The organism is Rhizobium favelukesii (assembly GCF_000577275.2).
GTDB lineage: Bacteria > Pseudomonadota > Alphaproteobacteria > Rhizobiales > Rhizobiaceae > Rhizobium > Rhizobium favelukesii.
Map to the genome: position 1 here is coordinate 20,837 of NZ_CBYB010000034.1, position 21,954 is coordinate 42,790.

Below are 21,954 nucleotides of genomic sequence, written 5' to 3' on the forward strand. Positions count from 1 at the left end.
GTGGTAGCTCTCAAACGCTTCCGGGCCACAGGCCCATCCTTCGCCGATCTCGTTCCATACGCTGGCCTCGTCGACAATGGTGTCCTCCTGCTGAAGGACGGAAGCCTGATGGCCGGCTGGTACTTCGCTGGCCCGGACTCCGAAAGTGCGACCGACTTCGAGCGCAACGAACTATCGAGGCGGATCAATGCCGTTCTGTCGCGGCTTGGAAGTGGTTGGATGATCCAGGTCGAAGCCATCCGCATTCCGACGGTCGACTATCCATCGGAAGACCGTTGCCATTTCCCCGACCCGGTGACCCGCGCGATCGATGCTGAGCGGCGCGCACATTTCGCGCGCGAGAAGGGGCATTTCGAGAGCAAGCATGCGCTGATCCTGACCTATCGGCCGCTCGAGTCCAAGAAGACTGCTCTCAGCAAATACATCTATTCGGATGAGGAAAGCCGGAAAAAGTCCTACGCGGACACGGTGCTCTTCGTCTTCAAGAACGCTGTACGAGAGCTTGAGCAGTATTTTGACAACACCCTTTCGATCCGGCGAATGGAAACTCGCGAAACGGTCGAAAGGGGAGGGGAGCGAATCGCCCGATATGACGAGCTGCTGCAGTTCGCCCGATTCTGCACCACTGGGGAAAGCCATCCTATCCGGCTTCCCGATGTTCCTATGTATCTCGACTGGATCGCCACCGCGGAGCTTGAGCACGGACTGACGCCAAAGGTCGAAAACCGCTTCCTGGGCGTCGTCGCGATCGACGGTCTGCCGGCCGAAAGTTGGCCGGGTATTCTAAACAGCCTTGATCTGATGCCGCTGACCTATCGGTGGTCATCGCGCTTCATCTTCCTTGATGCCGAGGAAGCCCGACAGAAGCTCGAACGCACACGCAAGAAATGGCAGCAGAAGGTCCGGCCGTTCTTCGACCAGATATTCCAGACACAAAGTCGATCCGTCGACCAGGACGCGATGCGCATGGTGGTCGAGACGGAGGATGCGATCGCGCAGGCCTCGTCGCAGCTGGTTGCCTATGGCTATTACACACCGGTCGTAGTGCTGTTCGACAGCGATCGCGAGGCACTGCAGGAGAAAGCTGAAGCGGTCCGCCGGCTGATCCAGGCGGAAGGTTATGGGGCGCGGATCGAAACGCTCAATGCCACCGACGCCTATCTCGGCAGCTTGCCGGGCAACTGGTATTGCAACATCCGTGAGCCGCTGATCAACACGTGCAATCTCGCCGACTTGATTCCGCTGAACTCGGTCTGGCCCGGAAACCCCGTTGCGCCATGCCCCTTTTTCGCACCGAATTCCCCGCCCTTAATGCAGGTTGCGAGCGGATCGACAGCTTTCCGCCTGAATCTGCACGTCGATGATGTCGGGCACACGCTGATCTTCGGTCCCACCGGTTCAGGCAAGTCGACACTTCTGGCTCTGATCGCCGCGCAGTTTCTGCGGTACGAAAATGCGCAGATCTTCGCCTTTGACAAAGGCAGTTCACTTCTACCCCTGACGCTCGCAGCCGGCGGCGATCACTATGAGATCGGCGGCGACAATGTAGAAGAGGGGAGGGCATTGGCCTTCTGCCCACTCTCCGAACTCAAAAGTGATGCCGACCGGGCTTGGGCGACGGAATGGATCGAGATGCTGGTCGGTCTGCAGGGCGTCACCATCACCCCAGATTATCGTAACGCCATCTCTCGGCAGATCGGACTGATGGCGAGTGCATCCGGTCGCTCGCTCTCAGATTTTGTCAGCGGCGTGCAGCTGCGCGAGATCAAGGACGCACTGCATCATTATACCGTCGATGGCCCTATGGGCCAGCTCCTCGATGCGGAAGAGGACGGCCTCACACTCGGTGCCTTCCAGACTTTCGAGATCGAGCACCTGATGAATTTGGGCGAGCGCAATCTCGTGCCGGTGCTGACCTACCTCTTCCGCCGGATCGAAAAGCGTTTGGATGGGTCGCCGAGCCTGATCGTGCTCGACGAGGCGTGGCTGATGCTCGGCCACCCTGTGTTCCGCGACAAGATTCGCGAGTGGCTCAAGGTGCTGCGCAAGGCGAATTGCGCTGTCGTTCTTGCGACCCAATCGATCTCCGATGCCGAGCGGTCCGGGATCATAGACGTCCTAAAGGAATCCTGCCCTACAAAGATATGCCTCCCAAATGGTGCCGCTCGCGAGTCGGGGACGCGAGAATTCTACGAGCGCATCGGCTTCAACGAGCGGCAGATCGAGATCGTCGCTACCGCCATGCCGAAGCGCGAATACTACGTGGCCACGCCAGAAGGCCGGCGGCTGTTCAACATGTCGTTGGGGCCGGTTGCGCTGAGCTTTGTCGGCGCGTCGGGCAAAGAGGACCTCAAGCGCATCCGCGCACTCAAATCCGAACATGGCCGCGACTGGCCGATCCACTGGCTTGAAACGAGAGGAGTTCACGATGCCGCATCGCTACTCAAGTGCGAATAGATGGTTTGCTTGCCTCGCGGCCGCCACCCTCATGATCGTGACCTCGGGCTCGGTGCAAGCCGGTACAGCCACCGGCGCTGCGACGGAATGGACGCAGCTCGCCAACAATGCGCAACTCGTGGACCTCCTGAAAAGCTCCGGCATCCAGGTCGACAATCAGCTGACCCAGATCAGCCAGCTTGCAGAGCAGATTCAGAACCAGCTCAAAATCTACGAGAACATGATGCAAAACACCGTGCAGCTTCCTGACCATGTCTGGGGGCAGGTCGAAAGCGATCTCAACCAGCTGCGCAGTATCGTCGACGAGGGACAGGGCATCGCCTTTTCGATGGGGAATGCGGACGATGTTCTTCAGCAGCGCTTTCAGAGCTACGCCGATCTCAAGACCAACTTGCGGGACAACGGGACGGTCTCCTCGACGTATCAGTCCTGGTCGAACACCAACCGTGACACCATCGCCAGCTCGCTGAAGGCGGCGAGCCTCACGGCCGATCAGTTCGATAGCGAGGAAGACACGATGTCCTCGTTGAGGTCGATGTCCGAGACGGCTGACGGGCAGATGAAGGCTCTGCAGGTTGGGCACGAGATCGCAGCACAACAGGTCGCACAAATGCAGAAGCTTCGCGGTCTCGTCTCCCAACAGATGACGATGATGGGAACCTGGCTTCAGACGGAGCAAACCGACAAGGACCTGGCGCAGGCGCGGCGGGAAAAGTTTTTCAACGCCGAGGTCAAGATCGTTCCGGAAGGCCAGAAAATGGAGCCGCGCTGGTGAGCCGCTCCGTCCTCATTGCCTTGCTGCTGGCTCTCGCCGCTGCATCCTCAGTAGCGACAGTGCTGATCGTCAATTCCAGAAACACCGGAGAACCTGCGCTCACCGAGGAGCGCGCCGCCCGGGAGGAATTTTTCGGCTCCAACAAGGAGCTGCCGCCAATCGAGGATGGTCAGGAGATGCGCCCGAGATGGTGAAGGGAATTGTTGCACGTTCATTTCTGATTGCAGGGCTTCTTTGCATAGCCTTTGCCGTACCCGCCTTCGCGCAGGAGGGACAGGTCCTGACAGAACTGGAAAACCAGGTCTCGTCCGCTGCGAAGGGGTGGGAAACCACCATCATGGATGCGGCGAAATCCCTGTTCTGGATTCTCGCAACCATCGAGATTGGCATCGCGGCCGTCTGGCTGGCGATCCAGTCGGCCTCGCTGGACAGCTGGTTCGCTGAACTGGTGCGGCGGATCATGTTCATCGGGTTCTTCGCATTCGTTCTGACCCAAGGTCCGACCTTTGCGCGAGCAGTGGTCGACAGCCTTTTCCAGATTGGCGCCGGCGGCGGTTCCGCTTCGCCTGCCGAGGTGTTCGACGCCGGCATCCGCGTCGCCTCCCAAATGTCGCAACAAGCACAGTTCGGGGTGTTCGAAGACAATGCGCTCGCGATTGCCGCCGTTCTCGCAATGGGCATCGTGGTCATCTGCTTCTCCCTTGTCGCAGCGATCTTCGTGTCGGTCATGGTCGAGATGTATGTCGGCCTGCTCGCCGGCATGATCATGCTCGGACTGGGTGGTTCGTCCTTCACGAAAGACTTTGCCATTCGATACCTCGTCTATGCCTTCGGCGTCGGCATGAAGCTCATGGCCCTTGTGATGATTGCCAAGATCGGGTCGAACGTCCTGCTTGGCCTTGCCCAAGCGCCCACCGCCTCGTCGGATCAGTTCGTCACGACCTTGGCCATCGCAGGCATCTCCGTCGTCGTCTTCATCATCGCCATGTATGTCCCGAACATCATCCAGGGCGTTGTCCAGGGCGCATCGGTGTCCGGAGGGATGGAAGCGATCCGCCACGGCGGGCAAACGGCATCCTTCGCCGCCGGCGCTGGCTTCCTCTCCGCCGGCGCTGCCGGCGCGGGTTTTGCGGCCGCGCAGGCCGCACGAGCTGGCGGTTCACCTGTTGCAGGTGCCGCTCTTCGCGGCGTTGGCGCGAGCTTCAGTTCCGGCGCGCAAGCAGCCGGATCAGCCGCGAAGGAAAAGGCAATCGGCTCTCCGGGTGCTTATGCCGGGTCCATTCTCGGACTGGCCAACGCCAAGCTCGATGAACAGCGCGGCGGTCATAGCGGACCGAAGCCTCCTCCCGAACGCAAAGACAAACCATAATCGAGACAAGGGAAGAATAAATGGCAGCGAACCGCGCCCCGGAAAACCCGTATCTTGCCGCCCGCCAGGAATGGAGCGAACGCTATGGCTCCTATGTGAAAGCCGCAGCCGCATGGCGCATTGTTGGTGTCCTCGGTCTGGTCATGGCCGTCATCGGCTTCAGCTACGCGATGTATCTGAGCACGCAAGTGAGGCTCGTGCCTTACATCGTCGAGGTCGACAAGCTCGGAACTGCGGTCACGGCAGGTTTCCCCGAGCAGATCGAGTATGCCGATGTTCGCGTGGTGCGCGCCACACTCGGCAACTTCATCACAAACTTTCGCTCGATCACGCCGGATGCGGTGGTGCAGAAGCAATATATCGACCGCACCTACGCCCTTCTTCGGACCTCCGACCCGTCAACCGAGAAGGTCAACGCCTGGTTTCGAGGCAATTCTCCGTTCGAGAAGGCGAAGTCTTCGACAGTTGCCATCGAGGTCAACAACATCGTCGCGCTTTCGAACCAGACCTATCAGATCGACTGGACGGAATACGAGCGAGACCGCAAGGGCAAGGAGATCGGCACGCGGCGGTTCCGCGGGATCGCAACGGTGACGCTCACCGCGCCACAGGATGAGGCGACGATCCGCCTCAATCCGATCGGCCTCTACGTCCGGGATTTCGACTGGACGGCACAGCTTTAAGGGCAGGGATTCTTTCAATGAAAAAAACGGGATTGATCGCAGCCGCCGGCGGCATGGCCGGACTCTTGCTTGCGGCTGGCGCGCAGGCGCAAAGCATGACGAGCAACGAGGTGAAGGGAACAGATCTTTCCAGAAAGTGGCGCGGCACGCCGGGACTGGTGACGACAGGTCCGGATGGAAAAGTGATCTTCCTGTTCGGCGAGACCCAACCTTCCGTGGTCTGCTCGCCGCTACAGGTCTGCGATATCGAACTTCAGGGTGGCGAGATCGTTCGCGATGTTATGGTCGGCGACACGGTGCGTTGGAAGGTGGAGCCGGCCACCTCGGGGACCACAGGCGGACAGGCGATCCATCTTATCATCAAACCATCGGAGCCAGGCCTTCTCACCTCGATGGTCGTTACGACATCGCGGCGCACCTATCATATCCAGCTCAAGTCCCATCCCAGCCAGTACATGGCGCGCGTTGGTTTCGAATATCCGGACGACGTGTCGACCAAGCTCGCCGACATCAACGGTCGTCTCGAAACGGGCGGCATTCCGCGCACCGCGCCGGACAAGCTGAACTTCTCCTACTCGGTGAGCGGGAGCGCGCCCTGGAGGCCGAAGCGAGTCTATTCGGACGGGATGAAGACCTACATCCAGTTCCCGAAGGCGATCTCCGCACAGGATGCGCCTGTGCTCTTCGTCGTCTCCGGCGGTCAAAATCGCATCGTCAATTACCGGATGAAGAACGACATGATGACCGTCGACTATGCGATCGACAAGGCGATCCTCGTTTCCGGTGTCGGTTGGCGGCAACAGAAGATCACCATCCGGCGGGGAGGCTGACCAATGCGCAAGCTTCTCGCATATTTCGTCGTGGCCACGCTGCTCTCCGGCTGCCAGACGGCCGACGACGCCCTGACCACCAGTTCCACCCCCGTTGCCGTCACCGGACCGGCCGCGAGCGCTATCGCCGGGGACATGGCAAGCCGCCTGGCTGAACAGATCGGCCCGGCCGGTGCTACGACGACGATCAAAATGGAGAAAGACACGTCGGAGTTCGCGACTGCCCTCGAAGCGGCCCTGAAGGGGTGGGGCTACACTGTCGTCACGGACGGCAAGGTCGCCAAAGACATCAAGCCGGTCGAGCTTGCTTATGCAATCGAGGGCTTCGACGGACAGGTTTTGGCGCGGGTCTCAACACCTTCCATCGCTCTTGGCCGCGCTTACACGCCGACGGCGGCCGGCGCCACGCCGGCCAGTCCGCTTTCGATCATGCAGCGCAACTGACGGAGATTAACATGGTCCAATCGCTTCAGCTTGGCACGTCCAGCCAGGCCGCCGATCAGAATGGCATGCGCCGGCTCAACCGCCTGCCGATCATCGTTGCCATCATTGTCATCGTGCTCTTCGTCGGGGTCGTGGTGATTGGTCTTTCGCTGCGCGGGCTGTCTTTCAATCGTGGCGACATCGAGAGTGCTTCCAACAGCCCTGCGACCAGTTTCGGCGACCAGTTCAAGCGGGGTGTAACGGATGCCATTATCGGTGAGCCAGATAAACAGGAGGTGTTTCAACCGACACCTGTCGTGGTGGAGAAAACGGAAAAGCAGGAACCGATCGTCGCGCGCCAACCGGTGGAGCGACAAGACCATCGACAAGGTCTCGAGCCAGAAGAAGAATGGAAGGCTCGCCTGAAGCGAGAGCAGGATGAACAATACCTGCGGGAGGCCCAGCGCCAACGGATGGCGCGTCTCCAGGCCCGCGCTACCGCGCTCGATTCGCCGCTGGAGGTAGACTTCTCCGACGTCGAGGAGGCCGCAAACTCCACCAACGACGCCGGCCGTCAGCCGACAAAAATCGCGACAAACGGTGCGTCAGACCTTTATGCCGCGGCTATGAAATCGGGCCTGATGGGCCAGAACGTCGATCAGAACGGGCAGACGTCGAAGGAGGACTTCTTCAATCAGGACATCAAGGATCTCGGCTACCTGCCAAACCAGGTGGTGCCGCCGATGTCACCCAATGAATTGAAGCGCGGCTCAGTCATTCCCGCCACCTTGATCACTGGCCTCAATTCCGATCTGCCAGGGCCCATTACCGCTCAGGTCAGCCAGAATGTCTACGATAGCGCAACTGGCTACGGTCTTCTCATCCCGCAGGGCGCAAAGCTGTTCGGCCGCTACGATTCCAAGGTCTCATTCGGACAGGAACGCGTTCTCGTCGTCTGGACCGACCTCATTTTTCCGAATGGGTCTGCGCTGCAGATCGGCGGCATGGCCGGCACGGACGCCGAAGGATATGGGGGCTTCCGGGACAAGGTCGACCGCCATCTCTGGAGGACCTTCGGTTCCGCAGCGCTCGTGGCAATCATCGGGACCGGGATCGATATGTCGATGCCCGAGAGTTCGACGCTGGCGACGCAGGACACCGCCTCGGATGCAGGACGGCGGAATTTTGCCGAAAGCTTTGGTCGAGTCGCGGAACAGACGATATCGAAGAACCTGAACGTGCAGCCGACGATCCGTATCCGTCCGGGCTACAAGTTTAATGTGCTGGTCGACCAAGACATCGTTTTCCCGTCTACCTATCGCGACCGCTAAGTCGCGCAGAAATCTGAGAAACCCGCCATTTCGCTGCGCGTCAACAGGGCCATCCAGCGTGGCGAAAATCAGTGCGCCTAAATTTTCTCCTCAGAAGTCATATTTTAGCTCGTGAGGACTTGAATACTCAAAAGAGGTGAGTAGACCTATGACTTGCAACGACCGTGGATATGCTTCGCGTAGAAAGGCAGCTGCTTTTTCATCGGAACGAATGGAACAGAGAACTCGCAGCCATGGTCCGATGTCCGGTGGCATCCTGTAACTCGCGGCGCCAGTACAGCGTGACGTGTGGGAGGCTCGCAGCTGCGCAGTAGGAGAAATTCAGTGGACGGTGACCTTCGCTCTCTCATCGATATGGCAGAAGCCGCGCACGATGAACGTATGATCAAAGGTGCTCTGAAGACATTTGCCAACGCATGTGGGTTCGAGCGTTTTGCGTATCTGCAGACTGAGGGATTGGAAATTCGCACATTCAACTCCTATCCGGAGGAATGGCAGGGCGTTTATCTCGAAAGCCAGTATTCCCGCATCGACCCGGTCGTCACGGAAGCCAAGCGTCGCATGGAAATGTTTTCCTGGACGGCCGATGATTGGCCCGCTCGTGGGACTTCCGAACTCAGGCGCTTTCGGGACCAGGCGATCGATCACGGCATTCGGAGTGGGGTGACGATACCCGTCGAAGGAAGTTTCGGCTCCACGATGATGCTGACGTTTGCATCCTCAGCGCAGACGGCTGACGTTTCAAAACTGCAGGATGCGCAAAAAGCGATCCGGGCGGTTCTGGCCATCCATTACCGCCTGAAGATCATCGCTGCGGCGACGATTGTCGCTCCGAAACGGTTGCTTTCACCAAGAGAAGCAATGTGCCTCATGTGGGCGGCAAAAGGCAAAAGCGCTCCGGAAACCGCAATGTTGACGGGGATCAACCCGAGGACAGTGCAGCACTACCTCGATAAAGCGCGCGAAAAGCTTGAAGCAGCAACCGTTGCGCAACTTGTCGCGATCGCCAAAGACCATGGTCTGGTATGAGCGTCAGTCTTCGCCATCTGGAGCAACTTCAGGGACGTAGCCAAGCGCATCGATGATTTCCGACAACACCTCCTGCTGGGCTTCGGATTTTTTCTGACGCGCGACATACTCATCCTGCAGAGTCTTGAGTACGGCGGCGGAAACCGACGGATCGGCGCTCGCGCGAGTCCATTCCTCGTAGACAGCCTCATCGGCGGCAATAAGATGGCGGTGCTCACGGATTGCAGCAACTGCCAGCACCTCTAGTTCTGACTCTTGCATCGAACTGTAGCGAGATGAGCCCACATCGTTCATCCGCTTCTCCCCTAACTTCATTCTCTGCCGCCCGGACCTAGGTCTGCAGTCTGATTATATCGGTTGAGCGCCGCCACAATATCCACTGACCGTCATCCATCTGAGATTTCTGGATAGGGGCAACTGGATCCTGTGCGACTTCATCTCACGCCTCCCCATACCGACGTCGAAGAGATGCACGGACTTGAACGAAACTGTCTTGCTTATTTGCTCAAAAGAATTCGACCCTCGCTTGAGCTGTAGAGAATACTCCGTGGAAGGATACTCATCAAGCCGCTGTTCTCTCGATCATGGATATTCGAGAGGTATTTGCGCGAAATTTGCGAGCTGCGCGACAGGCTAAAGGCTTGTCCCAGGAGGAACTCGCGCATCGCGCGGACATCGATCGCACCTACATCAGTTCGCTAGAGCGTAGCGTCTACAATGCAAGCATCGATGTCGTGGAACGTTTGGCGACAGTCTTGGACATCGAAGCCTGTGAGTTGCTGAAGCGGCCGCCGAAGGAGATGCCAACCGAGCTTGACGATTAAGAAAAGTTGCCTTGCGGACTGCCGGGTTCATGCCCAGCCGCGCGAATGACGAGAATTGATTTATGCCAGCCACATTGCGAGTTGCCCGCGCATCGTATGTATTCTTTCGAAGGAGAATAATTTATGGCTGCAGCACTTCGCGAAAACACACCCACTGAGGCGGCTGCCGTGAGTGAGATCGGCATGAAGTCGGTACCCAACGCGATCGACAAACGAATCATTAGAACACCCTATACCAGTCACCGAAGCCGTGCGATCACTGAGGACGATCTGCTGCGCCTGAAGGTCTGGTTCGGCGTTGGTTCGATCCTTTCCACCGAGCGCCGGAAACGCCTTTTTGCCGCCTTCGATGAAAATCCTGAAGCCGACACGGTCAGAGCGGACGACTATTTGATCGTCGACGTCGCGAGAGCGAGGGAGCACTTGGCCGCGCGCGGCCAAGACCTGGCGAACGAAGCGGTCGACGTCGCTCTCGAAGAGGACGACGTCCTGCTGACGCGGGTATCCACCGGTAGAGTGAAGGTCAATTCCCGCCAATCTGGACAGATCGATCCGAATCCCCGCGCCCCGACGTCGCACTGCCTCCACGGCTCCTGTTCCTCGGTAGGACGTATCTTCTCGCTTTGCCGCGGCAATTCGACGGTAGTTTCCGAAAAAAGAGCTTGAAATATGCATTCACGCTCAAAATTTCCCGTCTTCCATGCCTAGTCCGCATCCTTAAATGCCTACCGTGCCGCGTTGAGCCACTCGGACTCAACTTGGTGAGGGCAGGATGTTCTCGTAATGGCTGGCCCGCAACAAACCCGAATACTATGCATATGGCTCACACTAATTTCATGCGTCGAAAACACACTAAGTGCATGCTTGGGCTTGCGCTGAGTTCTCGCACGGCCAAACATGCCTCGCGGAGAAAGACAAACACTATTGCTGACCAGCAATGCGAGATAGATCGACCCGTATCCCCGCAGTGCCAATTTTCCTTTCGTCCGAAGGTTCTGCCTCAATCTGCAGCAAAGCCCCGGCATCGATTGTGCCCGCCTCCGATTTATCGCCCCGCGGTTCCTTTTGGTTGGCTAGTGCCCCCTCGGGGTCCTCCGCCTGAAACACCCTCACGCCCTCGAACTCACCGGTCTTCCATGCATAAATCGCATCCTCGACAATCTTCGGGAAGACGTCTTTGCTCGTGGGGTTGCCGCCATACCATTTCGCAACGATCCTGAGCACCTTCGCGAACATCGCCGTGCCTTTGCGAAGGTTTTGGCAGGGATCGACAAGGTCGGGCTTCAGATCCGCCAGTTCCTTGACTCCCACGCCCGCGGGGAACTGGGTCGGCCCAACGCGAACGACCGCCTGACCAGCATATTGCCGTACGATCGCCATCGCCTCCTCGGCCGATGCCGCTTTCGGAACGAGGATCAATCGGCCGCCTGATTTAACGGTGACGGCGAAGGGATCAGCCGAGCCCGCTGCCATCACGAACTGCTCGACGATTGCGGGCTTGAGCAAAGGGTCTGCGCATTCTTTTATCAGGGCTGCGTCGATCATGGTGTCTCCTGAGCACTCAGGTGTTGAAGGCAACAACAAGCGGTTTTGCGAAGAGCTTTGACCACGCCGTGGTAGCGGCTCGCTGGATAGCAACGATTGATGTCTCTTCGGTCCACCACCCGTTTCCGACAGCAATAATGAAGTCCGGATCGTGCAGCATGGACTGAAGGATGGGCCAAACGATCAGTTGCTCGTAGCAGATCAGTGGTGCGGCGCGGCTGGCACCGATGGAGACGACCGGGTTCGCGAAGAAATCCGCCCGGGTGCCGCCGCTCTCCCCAAACCAGGATCGCCATGGCTGCCACATCGAACCGGGAACCGGCATGCGTTCGCGATAGAGGATGCGGCCGCCCTTCCGGTCGACCGCGGCGAGGACATTGTCGTAGCCGGTGGCATCGAGAACCGTGGCGCCGGCGATGACCGTCGCATCACCGGCGCGGAGGACGCCTACCCACAGCCGCTCCATGGTCGGCGTCCAGAAGCCAAGCGCAGTTTCCGGCAGCACCACGACGCGGCCGCCATCGCTGGCCGCATTCCGCACTGTCGCTATCAAGTCACGCTGGCGTTGAAGTCCGGCCTCCCGACCGAGCGAAGCCCCCATTTCCAGATCGACGCCGCGCCAGCCTTCTGGTAGTTTCGGGTCGGTCCAGAACGCGGCGGACCACAGCCAAAAGCCAGTCAAGGCGATGGCGACAGCGGGCCAAATGCGGGTTACGAGGCCCGCAAGGCCAGCTGTGATCAAGTTCAGTCCCCACCACCCCCATCCTGGAAACAGAACACCGGCAGCAGTTACCGGGTGCGCCCAGCCCGTGATGCCGAATGGCGGGATGGACATGATGACGGCCGCGAGAAGATAGCGAAACGGACGAACGTTCGGGTTCTTCGTCCAAAGGACGGAATGCACCACCACAAAGCTCAAAGAAGCGCACAACCAGAGCAGAAGGCCCAGCCAAATGTCCGCCGCATAGAAGGTGGCAACGCCTTGGGGCAAACCACGTGATGCGGCCAGGAAATATCCGGCGGAGACGAGTGCCACGACCGATCTCGTTTGCGCGAGCGACCATAGAATTGGAAATCCCAGGGCGGCAGGAAGGAGCAACACATGACCACTCCAGCCCACCACGCCGATCACAATTGAAGCGAGGAACAGCAGCGTAGTTCGAAGGTGATCACGGCGCATAGGTGAGTACCTCCCGCGCCAGACCGAGAATGCCGGAAGCTGGCAGCGGACCGAAGTAGCGGGAGTCGTAGGAGCCGGGGAACGCGGAATGTAGGAAGACATATCCTGGCGGGACAGTGCCGCTCGGAAACGGCGGCAACGGCCGTCCCTTTCCATCTCGTGATGCGAGACTGGAAAAAGAAACCACCCGCCCATCCACAGTCACGCTGGCGCTGATTTCGACATGCTGTCCTGCAACGGCCATCACCGTCTTGATCAGCGGCGCGACGCCACTTGGGCAGGAACCGGAACGAAGATAGCCGCGGGCTTTCGCCTCCCGCATTCCCGCCGTGTCCGGCGGGCAGATGAACACCAGGTCGTCGACCGCCGCAGGTCGATAAGCCGGGACAATGCGCCAGAGACCAAGCGGCTCGCTCGGGGTCAAATTGAGGCGATAACCGCCGGCGACGGCAGTGACGATCGCCAGGCTGGCGGCCAGTGCAGCCATCGAAATGATCTGTGCCGCTTGCCGTTGTTGCGCGGTCACCGCCCAAGGTATTCCAGCCCCTTCGGTCATTTCAGCGAGCGCCCTTGGCTCTTCGTCTGACGCAGCGTCTCAGCCTGCTTGAGTGCTTCGGTCGTTCGTTCATGAGAGCCAAGTTGCTGGACCGTCCGCATGGAATTCCACGCGGACTGGACCTCAACCTTTTGGCTGACCGTCATGCCCGATGTGACGGTCTCGAAGGTCTTGCCACTCGTGTCTTTCGCGGCCAAAGGCAGGAATGTCCGTTCTCCGAAGCGCTCGGACACAGCCTTCGCGAAACCTTCGAGTTCGGCCTTCACCATCTTATCGGCCAGCGCATATTCGAGACCGGCCGGGAGATCATTGCTGTCGATCGCATCGCGGACCCGCTCGAGCGTTTGTTTGGCAGATGCTGAGAGCGCCGGGATATCGACCGAAACCTTGAGCCGGACCGCGCGCTCCTCCGTCTCGTGTTTGAATTCGGCCTCGGCCCGCTCACGAAGGTAGCGTTTAAGATTTCGGGCGAGCGCGGGCACATTGGCGACCGCTTTCTCCCGCTCCTGCTTGTCGGCACGGCTGGCAAGAAGACCGGTCTTGCCCTTCAGCGCACCGAAGCTTTCAGGGGCGCCGGCAATCCTTTCGAGGGTCGACTGCGCGACCGACTGGTCCTTGGCCATGGCGTCGACATTGATTGCGTTGAAAGCCGCCTCCGGCTGCGCGTAGACGAGGTGGAAACGGGTCGAGACGTCCTCCCATTGTTTCTTTAGGCCGGGATCCGCGGCGAGCTTATCCTCGACAGCCTGGCCGAACGATTTCGGGAAGGTGGTGATGCCTGATACCATGGGCTTGGCCTCCTTGATTGTGTCCGGGATGGAGTGTTTGTTGCTGCCTCGGACCAGTCCGAGTGCCGCACCCATGGCGGCAAGACGTGCGCCGAGGTCGGCGAGTTTCTGTTTTTGCCGGACGGCCCATTGGAGGCGATCGTGTGCGATCGTGCGGGCGACGTTGACAAGATGAAGGCCCCGCGCTTCCGCGAAGCGCAGCGCCTGCCGATAGAACGACGCCTTCTCGTAATCGAGGGTCGTCTCCTTGGCGTTTCGGCGCGACAGGATCGGGATGAGGCCGCCGGATTTCGCGAAAGAGCGTCGGCCGTAATAGACGGCGAGATCCTCGCGATGGCGCGTCATCGCCACATAGGTGAGATGGCGGTCCAACGAGAGGGAAGCAAGCACCTTCACCCGGTCGACGGTCGCGCCCTGGCTCTTGTGGATCGTCGTCGCATAGCCGTGATCGAGGTTGTTGTAGAAGCGCTGTTCGATAGTGACCAGACGGCGATGTTCCCCTCCGCCAAGCTCCGCCACAAGCCGCCCAGGTGCTGCCTCGATGACCTTGGCCAACATACCGTTCTTGACGCCAAGGCTGCCCTCGTTCTTGAGGAACACGATCTGGTCGCCGGCCGCGAACATGCGGGTTCCGTCCTCTGTCTTGAACGCAAACCCGTCTGCGATGATGCCGCGCTCGACAAGCTTGGCTCGCGCCATCTCGTTGAGCATCCGAACATCACGGCGAAGATGTGCGAGGATCAGGGTGGTCTTCGAAGGATCGTAACCGTGGTTCCAATCGGCGATCAGGCTTTCGACCGCCTGCGCCTTGAGGTCCAGCCCGTTGAAGCGCCCATGCGCACGATAAGCTTCGACCGCTTCGCCGACCTTGCCGCGCGCCAGATCGAGCGACGCGTCGCGCATCCATTGCTGGCGCTGACGATAGATCGTTTCGAGTTCGGCATAGCCGATCCGGTCGGCAATCGCCCGGAAGCCGGCTCCCGCCCCGATCGGCTGAAGCTGTTCGGGGTCGCCGACCAGAACCAGTTTCGCACCGGCCTTGGTGACGGCATCGACGAACAGCGCCATCTGCCGCGATGAGACCATGCCGGCCTCGTCCAGCACGAAAACCGTCTTGTCGTCGATGTGGTTGCGACCCTCGTTCCAGCGCAGCTCCCACGACGATAGTGTGCGGGATTGAATGCCGGCTTCCTTCTCCAGGCCCTCGGCCGCTTTGCCGGCAAGCGCACCACCGACGACACGATAGCCGGCCGCTTCCCAGGCTTCGCGCGCCGCCTTCATCATCGTCGTCTTGCCGGCGCCGGCGCGGCCGATGACGGCGGCGATCCGTTCGCCGCCAGCCACATGTTCGATCGCCGTCCGCTGCTCAACCGACAGACGGGCATGGCGCGCAAAGGTCGCCTCCAGAACCGCCTCGCGCACACCATGAGAGGCGCGGCCGGACAGCCAGATAGCCCGGTTGACCATCTCGGCTTCAAGTCGGATCATCTGCCGCGACGTGTACTTGGCTGGTGTCCGAATACCGGTCGCAAAGTTGATCCGCTCGCGTTCGAGCCGGAGGGCCTCCGGGCTCTGCAGGATCCTCACCATCAGGCTCTGAAACAGACTCGCATCGTCGATATAGCGGTATAACACCTTCGCAACATCCCGTTCGTCGAAGACGCTCTTCTCCCGCGTGATCAGGTCGAGCACGATCTCCGGACGGCGCTGGATGCGGCGGGCGTTCTCGCTGCGGCGGGCCTCCTGAAACTTGACCCGTTCGAGCTTGCTTGCCGGGGTCTCCTGCTTCCGATCGGTCTGCTCGGCCTTGCGCTCGATGGCTTTGGTGCCGACGCCGAGGTGAATGGTCGGCTCCAGGGCAATGCCCTGCCTTTCGAAGGAACGGCCATCGATGCGGATATCGAGGCCGGCAAGCGCCAGATGTTTGTTCTGGCAGGCAAACCAGCCGTCGCGAAACGCATTGAAATCCTCAGCGCTGCCGGCCCATAGCTCATAGACGATCTTGCCGGCGTCATTGCGGATCGGCTTGCCGTCCGGGGCGAGAACCGCGACCTTCTTCGAGCCGAACCCGTCTTCGGTGAGCGGCCGCAATGTCGTCATCAGATGCACATGTGGATTGCCCGGAGCATCGTGATAAACCCAGTCGGCGACCATACCCTTCGACGTGATGTGCCGCTCCACGAAATCCCGGACGAGGGCGATGTTCTGCGCGGCCGTTAGCTCTATTGGCAGCGCGATCGTCACATCCTTGGCAAGCTGGGCATCTGAGCGCTTTTCGAATACCTCCACCTTGTTCCAGAAAGCCTCGGATGCGCCGGCGACCGAGCGATCGGCGACCATCATGCGCAACCATTCCGGCGCATCGGATGGAACGACGAGCTCCTCATGCAGGAGCCCCTGCTTTCGGGTGTAGTCGATCGTCCGAGCTTCCCGCTCGAACTCCATCTTGGCGCAGTGCCGGTAGGCCGCCGACAGGACGGCGCTGCGGCCGGAGCCACGGGCGACGACGCTTACGGAGAAGTGAGGGACGGCCACGGCGAATTCTTTCCCGGTTGCGAACAAAATCAATGCGTTCGTCGGGAGCGGCGGCCCCGTCAGTCTCTCTCAGCAACAAGTCGCGCCAGCGACGTATAATTGCGCCCTTGGAAGCCGCTCCTTCGGAACGGCCGGGATGATCCACCAAAGCATCGCCGTTGGCGATTGTAGGATTCACAGTAGTGCGTTCCGCACTCTGTTCCGAAAAAAACTGACTTCGAAAGACACGCTTTCTCAGCCAGGGAGACAATCGGAATGAAGAAGCCATCCGCGAAAATCCGCGACGAAATCGCCAAGCTGCAGGAACAGCTCAAGATTGCCGAGACCAGGGAAGCGGAACGCATCGGCCGGATCGCGCTCAAGGCGGGCCTTGGCGAGATCGAAATCGACGAGGCGGAACTTCAGGCAGCGTTTGAGCAAGTGACCAAGCGATTCCGCGGAGGGCAGGGCGTTACAACCGGAGGGAAGAAGGGCGCCGGCGAGAGCGGCGGCGCAACGCCGACCGCGACGGACGCGTCTGGCGCGGGTGCGGGCAGCGCTGGCGAGGCTTGAGCGCATGACGAGGACGATGACATCCGACGCCCGCAAAAGGGACACGCGCGAAAAGATCGAGCTCGGCGGCCTGATCGTCAAGGCCGGTCTGCGCTACGAGAAGCGAGCGCTGTTGCTGGGCACGCTGATCGATGCAGCGCGCCGCATCAAGGGTGACGATGGCGAGCGCTCCAGGCTCATGGCAATCGGCGTGGAGGCCTTCGGCAATGACGATCAATAGGATTGCGCTCGTCGTCGTACCAACAGCGTTGATGATCCTCGTCGTCATCGGGATGACGGGGGTCGAGCAGTGGCTTTCGGGTTTCGGCAAGACCGAGGCCGCGCGACTGGCATGGGGGCGGGCGGGCATCGCATTGCCCTATGTCGCCAGTGCGGCGATCGGAGTGCTGTTGCTTTTCGCGAGCGCCGGTTCGATCAATATCAAGCAGGCAGGTTGGGGCGTCGTCGCGGGATCGAGTGGGACAATCCTGGTCGCAGCAGTCCGCGAAACAATGCGCCTTTCCGCTGTCATCAAGGCGGCACCCGCCGACAAGACGGTTTTGGCCTTTCTCGATCCGGCAACGTCGATCGGAGCGAGTGCGGCGCTATTATGTGCCTGCTTCGCACTGCGAGTAGCGCTCATCGGCAATGCGGCATTCGCAGGGGCCGAGCCGAAGCGCATTCAGGGCAAGCGGGCGCTCCATGGCGAGGCGGATTGGATGAAACTCACAGAGGCGGCAAAGCTGTTTCCCGATGCTGGTGGCATCGTCATCGGCGAGCGCTATCGGGTCGACAAAGACAGTGTCGCGAGCCAAGCGTTTCGCGCCGACAGTGCGGAGGTGTGGGGCGCAGGCGGCAAGTCGCCGTTGCTGTGCTTCGATGGCTCGTTCGGTTCGTCGCACGGGATCGTCTTTGCCGGTTCCGGCGGTTTTAAGACGACGTCGGTGACGATCCCGACAGCCCTCAAATGGGGCGGCACGCTGATCGTGCTGGATCCGTCGAACGAGGTCGCGCCGATAGTCATCGCGCATCGCGGTGGAGCGGGGAGAGACGTGTTCGTCCTCAACCCAAGGAAGCCAGATATCGGCTTCAACGTCTTGGACTGGGTCGGACGTTTCGGCGGAACCAAAGAAGAGGATATCGCCTCGGTCGCATCATGGATCATGAGCGACAGCGGAGGCGCGCGTGGTGTCCGTGACGACTTCTTTCGCGCATCGGCGCTGCAGCTCCTGACGGCGCTGATCGCCGACGTCTGCCTGTCCGGTCACATGGATGAGAAGGACCAGACGCTTCGGCAGGTTCGCATGAATCTCTCGGAGCCGGAACCGACATTGCGCAAGCGGCTGCAGGACATCTACGACAATTCGGGCTCGGATTTCGTGAAGGAGAACGTCGCTGCCTTCGTCAACATGACGCCGGAAACTTTCAGCGGCGTTTATGCCAATGCGGTCAAGGAAACGCATTGGCTTTCCTATCCAAACTATGCCGCGCTCGTGTCTGGGAAGAAGTTCCCTACCAGCGACATCGCGGCAGGCAATACAGACGTCTTCATCAATATCGACCTCAAGACATTGGAGACCCATTCGGGTCTTGCGCGCGTGATTATCGGCTCATTTCTCAACGCGATCTACAATCGCGACGGACAGATCAAAGGGCGCGCGCTGTTCCTCCTCGATGAGGTCGCCCGCCTCGGCTACATGCGGATCATCGAGACCGCGCGCGACGCCGGCCGCAAATACGGGATCACGCTGACGATGATCTATCAGTCGATCGGCCAGATGCGTGACACCTATGGCGGCCGCGACGCGGCAAGCAAGTGGTTCGAGAGTGCCAGCTGGATCTCTTTCGCCGCGATCAACGATCCAGAGACCGCGGATTACATATCGAAGCGCTGCGGCATGACCACGGTCGAGATCGACCAGGTCAGCCGCAGTTTTCATGCAAAGGGATCGTCGCGAACACGGTCGAAGCAGCTTGCGGCACGACCGTTGATCCAACCGCACGAAGTCCTTCGCATGCGGGCCGACGAACAGATCGTGTTCACGGCCGGCAACGCGCCGCTCAGATGCGGCCGTGCCATCTGGTTCCGGCGGGATGATATGAGGGTCTGCATCGGCGAGAACCGGTTTCATTCGATGGGCGGAAGGGAGAAGGAAGCTTCGAATGCGACGCCTGCGGTAAACCCATATGAACCAAACCGACTGTAGCGTCTGCCGACGAAGAGGGATGAAAAGCTTGGCACAAAAGAACGTCATTCCGTTCAGGAAAAATCGTAAGCTCGCGAACGATCGTCGCGGCACCAATTCGTCGCGATCGACGTCACGTCGTCACCGTCCCGATCGCGGCAGAGGCATTCCGATCACCATGATCTGGGCCGCCATGGTGATCGGCGCCGCCGGGTGGTTGTACCTCTATCACAATGGCCATCTCGACAGCGCTGTCTTCGCCAAAGCACACGCACAAGATGCGCTATCGGCGTCATTCGTGCTCTGCGGCGACAGCCAACGGACGAACTGCGTTGTCGACGGTGACACCTTCTGGTTCGAGGGGGAGAAAATCCGCATCGCCGATATCGATACGCCTGAACTGAGCCCGCCCCGCTGCGAGGCGGAACGGATAAGGGGTGAGGCGGCAAAATCCCGTCTGCTGTCGCTGCTCAACGCGGGAAAATTCTCGCTGTCGGCCGGGTTGCGTGACGAGGACAAGTACGGACGGAAACTTCGCACCGTGTCTCGCGCAGGCACTTCGCTGGGCGATGCCTTGGTCGACGAAGGGTCCGCCCGATCATGGGATGGTACCCGACACGGCTGGTGCCAGGGCGGATGACAGCAAGCCGTCGCTTTGCCTGACGGGAGGGGATAAGGGGTCGGGGAGGAGGGCTTGCCCTTCCTTCATGGGGTGAGGTTGAGAGGGCCGGCAGAGCCCCTTTCATAGCCGTACCGGCCGGTCGATCCGGCTGGAACGGCTCACATGAAAAGGCAGAGACAAGAGGCAGCGAGCCACCTCTGGTCTCAATTTCACTCGCCTGGATCGAGGACGGGCTCTTTGTCCTCAAGGCCGATGTGCCATCGCTTGTCGGACCACCGGTACGGGAGGTAGGTCTCATCACCACCAAAGTGCGCGATGATGATCTTGCGGGCATTCGTGGAACAAACCGAAATCGACTTTGTGCTCGATCGCCCAATGGAGGGATGCAGACAGAAACTCGCGCGATATATCGGTGGGCAAATGCACTTCCGCATCGAAATTTCGGCGCAAACTTTCAAGCCAATTCGGCTGTTGATCCGCTAGCGTCTCGTCTTCGCCCCCGACGGGGCGGAGACCGCGTACGGGCTCCGGTCGCAGCGCGACTAGAGCGGTGCGCCATCGGCGCCTCGCTCCAACGCCATTCTTCACGAAAATGAATCGGTCGCACCTGTAGGATTCACATATGTCGTTGGACGTGCCGGATATGCTTGACGATGATGTCGGCATGATTGCCCAACCCTATCAGCTCTATGTCGAACGATCGGATCCAGCCAAGAACATGGCGCGGTATTATGCCATGGAGGTTGAGCAGACTATCTTCGGAGAGGCCTGCTTGACCCGGCGATGGGGACGGATCGGCAAACACGGGCAAGAGAAAAAGCATGTTTTTGAACGGGAGGAGGAAGCGGTTCGCTTGTTCCTCGAACTGGTCAAACAAAAACGTGCTCGCGGCTATCGGCCACCAACAACTCTCGGGATTTTGCAAAGCTAGTCCCGATTGCCTTTGGTCTCCCAAGTGGCGGAAAGCAGGGACCGCCGAAGCGACCCCTGGTGGCGCGTCATTCGCGCCGGTTCCAGTCGGTCTCGAACAACGCCTCGATCTCGACCAAGAACGGAATCTTGATTGCGAGCTTGAGACCGAGTTTCCCCTTGCGGAAGAAGTGACAGATCACCTTGCCGAGGACGCAGAGCTGACGGCCGGTGGCGGCGAGGAACTGAGCGAGCTGTTGCACGGTTTTTCTCCTTTCGAAATGCGATATCGCGGGGATAGGCTGGATGACGGACAAGGAGGGGCGCACCTGAAAGGCCGAAACGAGAGTGGAGGACCTACCGGTTGCTGCGCGACGGACGGCATGCAACATCCCCGATGTCGATGACAGGAGAGCGAAAGGAGAGCGGCAGCGCATTGCTCCTCTCCGTGCTGTGGATGGCGGCGGACCGACTACGCTGGTGATATGCCGCGCTCAGAAGGACGGCTCGGCTTCAATGGAGCCGTCCTATTCGCAAACATCACGATCAGCTCGGTCTGGGCGATTTCGAGCTGGCTTCGATCTGGCGGCGCTCGGCAGGCTCAATGCAAGCGTTCAGCTCAGCGCGCAGTTCTTCGATTTGGTGTTCGATCATCGTCATCTCCTTGATGTTTGAGAAAGATGCGCCCGTCGGCGTGGCGGCGGGTCAGGGTCAAGGATCGCGCATGCGACCGCCAGGGGCGGCGAGCCGAAATGCGCCAACATTTTGGGGGAACCGCTCGTCTTTGAGGCTAGCCCGCCTCGACGGCACGATGGGCTCGATATGAGCAGACCCCACCTCTCCGTATGGCACCCAAAAAGCTGGAAATGGGCTCGACGCCCGTTGCCTGCTTTCTCGAAATGGCCTGTTGGCCCCGCCTCAAACGGCGGGGCCTTTTCCGGATCTCAATCCCGGCTGGGGCGGGACCAAATCAGCTGGTAACCGTCCTCGCCTTCGACTTCCGTCAGCGTTGCGTAGATGGGAGCGGCGAAGCTCGGGTCATCGAGCTTGACCGAGAGATAATCGCGGTCGCTCTCGCTAGAGTGCTTCTGCCAGGCGGCGCCGAGTTCGACGTTATGCGGTGCACCGCATAATGCAGAGCGTTTTTAGCGTGGCGTCGCGGGTATCGACGTGGACGAGCACTCCGAGGCGATGGCGACGGTGCGCTAAAAACGTGTTGGGCTAAGCCGCGGGCGCGAGTGGCGCTCTATGGGTATTGAATGGTGCCCGTCCAAGGAAAGGGCATCGCACAGTGGCGTGGATGCAGGGGTGGCGGGAGCGCGGGTGACGAAAGCAGCACGGATTCAGGTCTCGATAAACGTGACGATTGATGCTGTATCCC

Annotated in this window: 22 protein-coding genes and 1 pseudogene; 16 read left to right on the forward strand and 7 right to left on the reverse strand. The window is 60.0% G+C overall.

The features are described 5' to 3' along the window. The 9 genes from LPU83_RS34375 to LPU83_RS34510 all read left to right on the forward strand — a co-directional run bounded on the left by LPU83_RS34375 (window position 1) and on the right by LPU83_RS34510 (window position 8,897). On the forward strand, window positions 1-2,457 hold the full coding sequence (locus LPU83_RS34375; protein ID WP_024317476.1) for a conjugal transfer protein TrbE: 2,457 nt from the start codon (window positions 1-3) through the stop codon (window positions 2,455-2,457). Next, window positions 2,429-3,232: a P-type conjugative transfer protein TrbJ gene (trbJ, locus tag LPU83_RS34395; RefSeq protein WP_024317477.1), complete on the forward strand. Its 804-nt coding sequence runs from the start codon at window positions 2,429-2,431 to the stop codon at window positions 3,230-3,232. The genes LPU83_RS34375 and trbJ overlap by 29 nt, the downstream gene beginning before the upstream one ends. Continuing rightward, entirely contained in the window at window positions 3,229-3,426 is a 198-nt protein-coding gene (trbK, locus tag LPU83_RS34420) for an entry exclusion protein TrbK (protein ID WP_024317478.1), read from the forward strand. The genes trbJ and trbK overlap by 4 nt, the downstream gene beginning before the upstream one ends. After that, window positions 3,420-4,601, forward strand: a complete 1,182-nt coding sequence (gene trbL / locus LPU83_RS34440) for a P-type conjugative transfer protein TrbL (RefSeq protein ID WP_024317479.1) — start codon at window positions 3,420-3,422, stop codon at window positions 4,599-4,601. The genes trbK and trbL overlap by 7 nt, the downstream gene beginning before the upstream one ends. A 20-nt stretch (window positions 4,602-4,621) precedes the next feature. Further along, window positions 4,622-5,284, forward strand: a complete 663-nt coding sequence (locus LPU83_RS34445) for a conjugal transfer protein TrbF (RefSeq protein ID WP_024317480.1) — start codon at window positions 4,622-4,624, stop codon at window positions 5,282-5,284. 17 nt (window positions 5,285-5,301) lie between these two features. Then, a complete protein-coding gene (trbG, locus tag LPU83_RS34450) occupies window positions 5,302-6,114 on the forward strand; it encodes a P-type conjugative transfer protein TrbG (RefSeq protein WP_024317481.1) in 813 nt (270 codons plus the stop codon). A gap of 3 nt (window positions 6,115-6,117) precedes the next feature. Continuing rightward, window positions 6,118-6,558, forward strand: a complete 441-nt coding sequence (trbH, locus tag LPU83_RS34460) for a conjugal transfer protein TrbH (protein ID WP_024317482.1) — start codon at window positions 6,118-6,120, stop codon at window positions 6,556-6,558. Window positions 6,559-6,569: 11 nt separating this feature from the next. Further along, window positions 6,570-7,868, forward strand: coding sequence for an IncP-type conjugal transfer protein TrbI (trbI, locus tag LPU83_RS34465; RefSeq protein WP_024317483.1), 1,299 nt, complete (start codon window positions 6,570-6,572; stop codon window positions 7,866-7,868). A gap of 324 nt (window positions 7,869-8,192) precedes the next feature. After that, complete coding sequence (locus tag LPU83_RS34510) at window positions 8,193-8,897, forward strand: autoinducer binding domain-containing protein (protein ID WP_024317484.1); 705 nt, start codon at window positions 8,193-8,195, stop codon at window positions 8,895-8,897. Between the two features lie 3 nt (window positions 8,898-8,900). Here the strand turns inward: LPU83_RS34510 and LPU83_RS34515 are convergent, their stop codons facing one another. Further along, window positions 8,901-9,191: a transcriptional repressor TraM gene (locus LPU83_RS34515; protein ID WP_024317485.1), complete on the reverse strand. Its 291-nt coding sequence runs from the start codon at window positions 9,189-9,191 to the stop codon at window positions 8,901-8,903. Between the two features lie 290 nt (window positions 9,192-9,481). On the opposite strand from LPU83_RS34515, the gene LPU83_RS34540 reads away from it, so the two are divergent. Both LPU83_RS34540 and LPU83_RS73815 read left to right on the forward strand, forming a co-directional pair. After that, on the forward strand, window positions 9,482-9,721 hold the full coding sequence (locus tag LPU83_RS34540) for a helix-turn-helix domain-containing protein (protein WP_024317486.1): 240 nt from the start codon (window positions 9,482-9,484) through the stop codon (window positions 9,719-9,721). A 123-nt stretch (window positions 9,722-9,844) separates the two neighbouring features. Continuing rightward, window positions 9,845-10,387, forward strand: a complete 543-nt coding sequence (locus LPU83_RS73815) for a hypothetical protein (protein ID WP_024317487.1) — start codon at window positions 9,845-9,847, stop codon at window positions 10,385-10,387. Between the two features lie 255 nt (window positions 10,388-10,642). Here LPU83_RS73815 and LPU83_RS34575 read toward each other — a convergent pair whose 3' ends face one another. The 4 genes from LPU83_RS34575 to traA all read right to left on the reverse strand — a co-directional run bounded on the left by LPU83_RS34575 (window position 10,643) and on the right by traA (window position 16,325). Beyond that, the gene (locus tag LPU83_RS34575; protein WP_024317488.1) at window positions 10,643-11,266 is read right to left on the reverse strand and encodes a TraH family protein; all 624 of its coding nucleotides are present in this window, start codon (window positions 11,264-11,266) and stop codon (window positions 10,643-10,645) included. 16 nt (window positions 11,267-11,282) lie between these two features. Then, complete coding sequence (locus tag LPU83_RS34580; protein ID WP_024317489.1) at window positions 11,283-12,446, reverse strand: conjugal transfer protein TraB; 1,164 nt, start codon at window positions 12,444-12,446, stop codon at window positions 11,283-11,285. Next, window positions 12,436-12,933 (reverse strand): conjugative transfer signal peptidase TraF, encoded by a 498-nt coding sequence (gene traF, locus LPU83_RS34585; RefSeq protein ID WP_231052413.1) that lies wholly within the window; start codon window positions 12,931-12,933, stop codon window positions 12,436-12,438. Before traF ends, LPU83_RS34580 begins: the two co-directional genes overlap by 11 nt. 65 nt (window positions 12,934-12,998) lie before the next feature. After that, on the reverse strand, window positions 12,999-16,325 hold the full coding sequence (traA, locus tag LPU83_RS34595) for a Ti-type conjugative transfer relaxase TraA (protein ID WP_024317491.1): 3,327 nt from the start codon (window positions 16,323-16,325) through the stop codon (window positions 12,999-13,001). A 255-nt stretch (window positions 16,326-16,580) separates the two neighbouring features. Here traA and traC point away from each other — a divergent pair, with 255 nt between their 5' ends. The 5 genes from traC to LPU83_RS34640 all read left to right on the forward strand — a co-directional run bounded on the left by traC (window position 16,581) and on the right by LPU83_RS34640 (window position 20,595). Beyond that, window positions 16,581-16,877: a conjugal transfer protein TraC gene (gene traC, locus LPU83_RS34600; RefSeq protein WP_024317492.1), complete on the forward strand. Its 297-nt coding sequence runs from the start codon at window positions 16,581-16,583 to the stop codon at window positions 16,875-16,877. A 4-nt stretch (window positions 16,878-16,881) separates the two neighbouring features. Then, the gene (gene traD / locus LPU83_RS34605; RefSeq protein WP_024317493.1) at window positions 16,882-17,097 is read left to right on the forward strand and encodes a type IV conjugative transfer system coupling protein TraD; all 216 of its coding nucleotides are present in this window, start codon (window positions 16,882-16,884) and stop codon (window positions 17,095-17,097) included. After that, entirely contained in the window at window positions 17,084-19,063 is a 1,980-nt protein-coding gene (traG, locus tag LPU83_RS34610) for a Ti-type conjugative transfer system protein TraG (RefSeq protein WP_024317494.1), read from the forward strand. The genes traD and traG overlap by 14 nt, the downstream gene beginning before the upstream one ends. A 172-nt stretch (window positions 19,064-19,235) precedes the next feature. After that, window positions 19,236-19,682, forward strand: coding sequence for a thermonuclease family protein (locus LPU83_RS34615; protein WP_024317495.1), 447 nt, complete (start codon window positions 19,236-19,238; stop codon window positions 19,680-19,682). A gap of 604 nt (window positions 19,683-20,286) precedes the next feature. Then, a complete protein-coding gene (locus LPU83_RS34640; protein ID WP_024317496.1) occupies window positions 20,287-20,595 on the forward strand; it encodes a WGR domain-containing protein in 309 nt (102 codons plus the stop codon). A 67-nt stretch (window positions 20,596-20,662) separates the two neighbouring features. Here the strand turns inward: LPU83_RS34640 and LPU83_RS72920 are convergent, their stop codons facing one another. Further along, entirely contained in the window at window positions 20,663-20,836 is a 174-nt protein-coding gene (locus tag LPU83_RS72920; protein WP_167546195.1) for a hypothetical protein, read from the reverse strand. A 681-nt stretch (window positions 20,837-21,517) separates the two neighbouring features. Then, window positions 21,518-21,688, reverse strand: a pseudogene (locus LPU83_RS34660) (DUF736 domain-containing protein); the annotation flags it as partial. Window positions 21,689-21,954 lie beyond the last annotated feature (266 nt).

Bases quoted from the DNA above. Each gene is read 5' to 3' on its own strand.
- LPU83_RS34540 (WP_024317486.1), top strand. From the start codon at position 9,482: ATGGATATTCGAGAGGTATTTGCGCGAAATTTGCGAGCTGCGCGACAG.
- traD (WP_024317493.1), top strand. From the start codon at position 16,882: ATGACGAGGACGATGACATCCGACGCCCGCAAAAGGGACACGCGCGAA.
- trbH (WP_024317482.1), top strand. From the start codon at position 6,118: ATGCGCAAGCTTCTCGCATATTTCGTCGTGGCCACGCTGCTCTCCGGC.
- trbI (WP_024317483.1), top strand. From the start codon at position 6,570: ATGGTCCAATCGCTTCAGCTTGGCACGTCCAGCCAGGCCGCCGATCAG.
- trbL (WP_024317479.1), top strand. From the start codon at position 3,420: ATGGTGAAGGGAATTGTTGCACGTTCATTTCTGATTGCAGGGCTTCTT.
- trbJ (WP_024317477.1), top strand. From the start codon at position 2,429: ATGCCGCATCGCTACTCAAGTGCGAATAGATGGTTTGCTTGCCTCGCG.
- LPU83_RS34575 (WP_024317488.1), bottom strand. From the start codon at position 11,266: ATGATCGACGCAGCCCTGATAAAAGAATGCGCAGACCCTTTGCTCAAG.
- traF (WP_231052413.1), bottom strand. From the start codon at position 12,933: ATGGCTGCACTGGCCGCCAGCCTGGCGATCGTCACTGCCGTCGCCGGC.
- traG (WP_024317494.1), top strand. From the start codon at position 17,084: ATGACGATCAATAGGATTGCGCTCGTCGTCGTACCAACAGCGTTGATG.
- LPU83_RS34580 (WP_024317489.1), bottom strand. From the start codon at position 12,446: ATGCGCCGTGATCACCTTCGAACTACGCTGCTGTTCCTCGCTTCAATT.
- LPU83_RS34640 (WP_024317496.1), top strand. From the start codon at position 20,287: ATGTCGTTGGACGTGCCGGATATGCTTGACGATGATGTCGGCATGATT.
- LPU83_RS34515 (WP_024317485.1), bottom strand. From the start codon at position 9,191: ATGAACGATGTGGGCTCATCTCGCTACAGTTCGATGCAAGAGTCAGAA.
- traC (WP_024317492.1), top strand. From the start codon at position 16,581: ATGAAGAAGCCATCCGCGAAAATCCGCGACGAAATCGCCAAGCTGCAG.
- LPU83_RS34615 (WP_024317495.1), top strand. From the start codon at position 19,236: ATGGTGATCGGCGCCGCCGGGTGGTTGTACCTCTATCACAATGGCCAT.
- LPU83_RS73815 (WP_024317487.1), top strand. From the start codon at position 9,845: ATGGCTGCAGCACTTCGCGAAAACACACCCACTGAGGCGGCTGCCGTG.
- LPU83_RS34445 (WP_024317480.1), top strand. From the start codon at position 4,622: ATGGCAGCGAACCGCGCCCCGGAAAACCCGTATCTTGCCGCCCGCCAG.
- trbG (WP_024317481.1), top strand. From the start codon at position 5,302: ATGAAAAAAACGGGATTGATCGCAGCCGCCGGCGGCATGGCCGGACTC.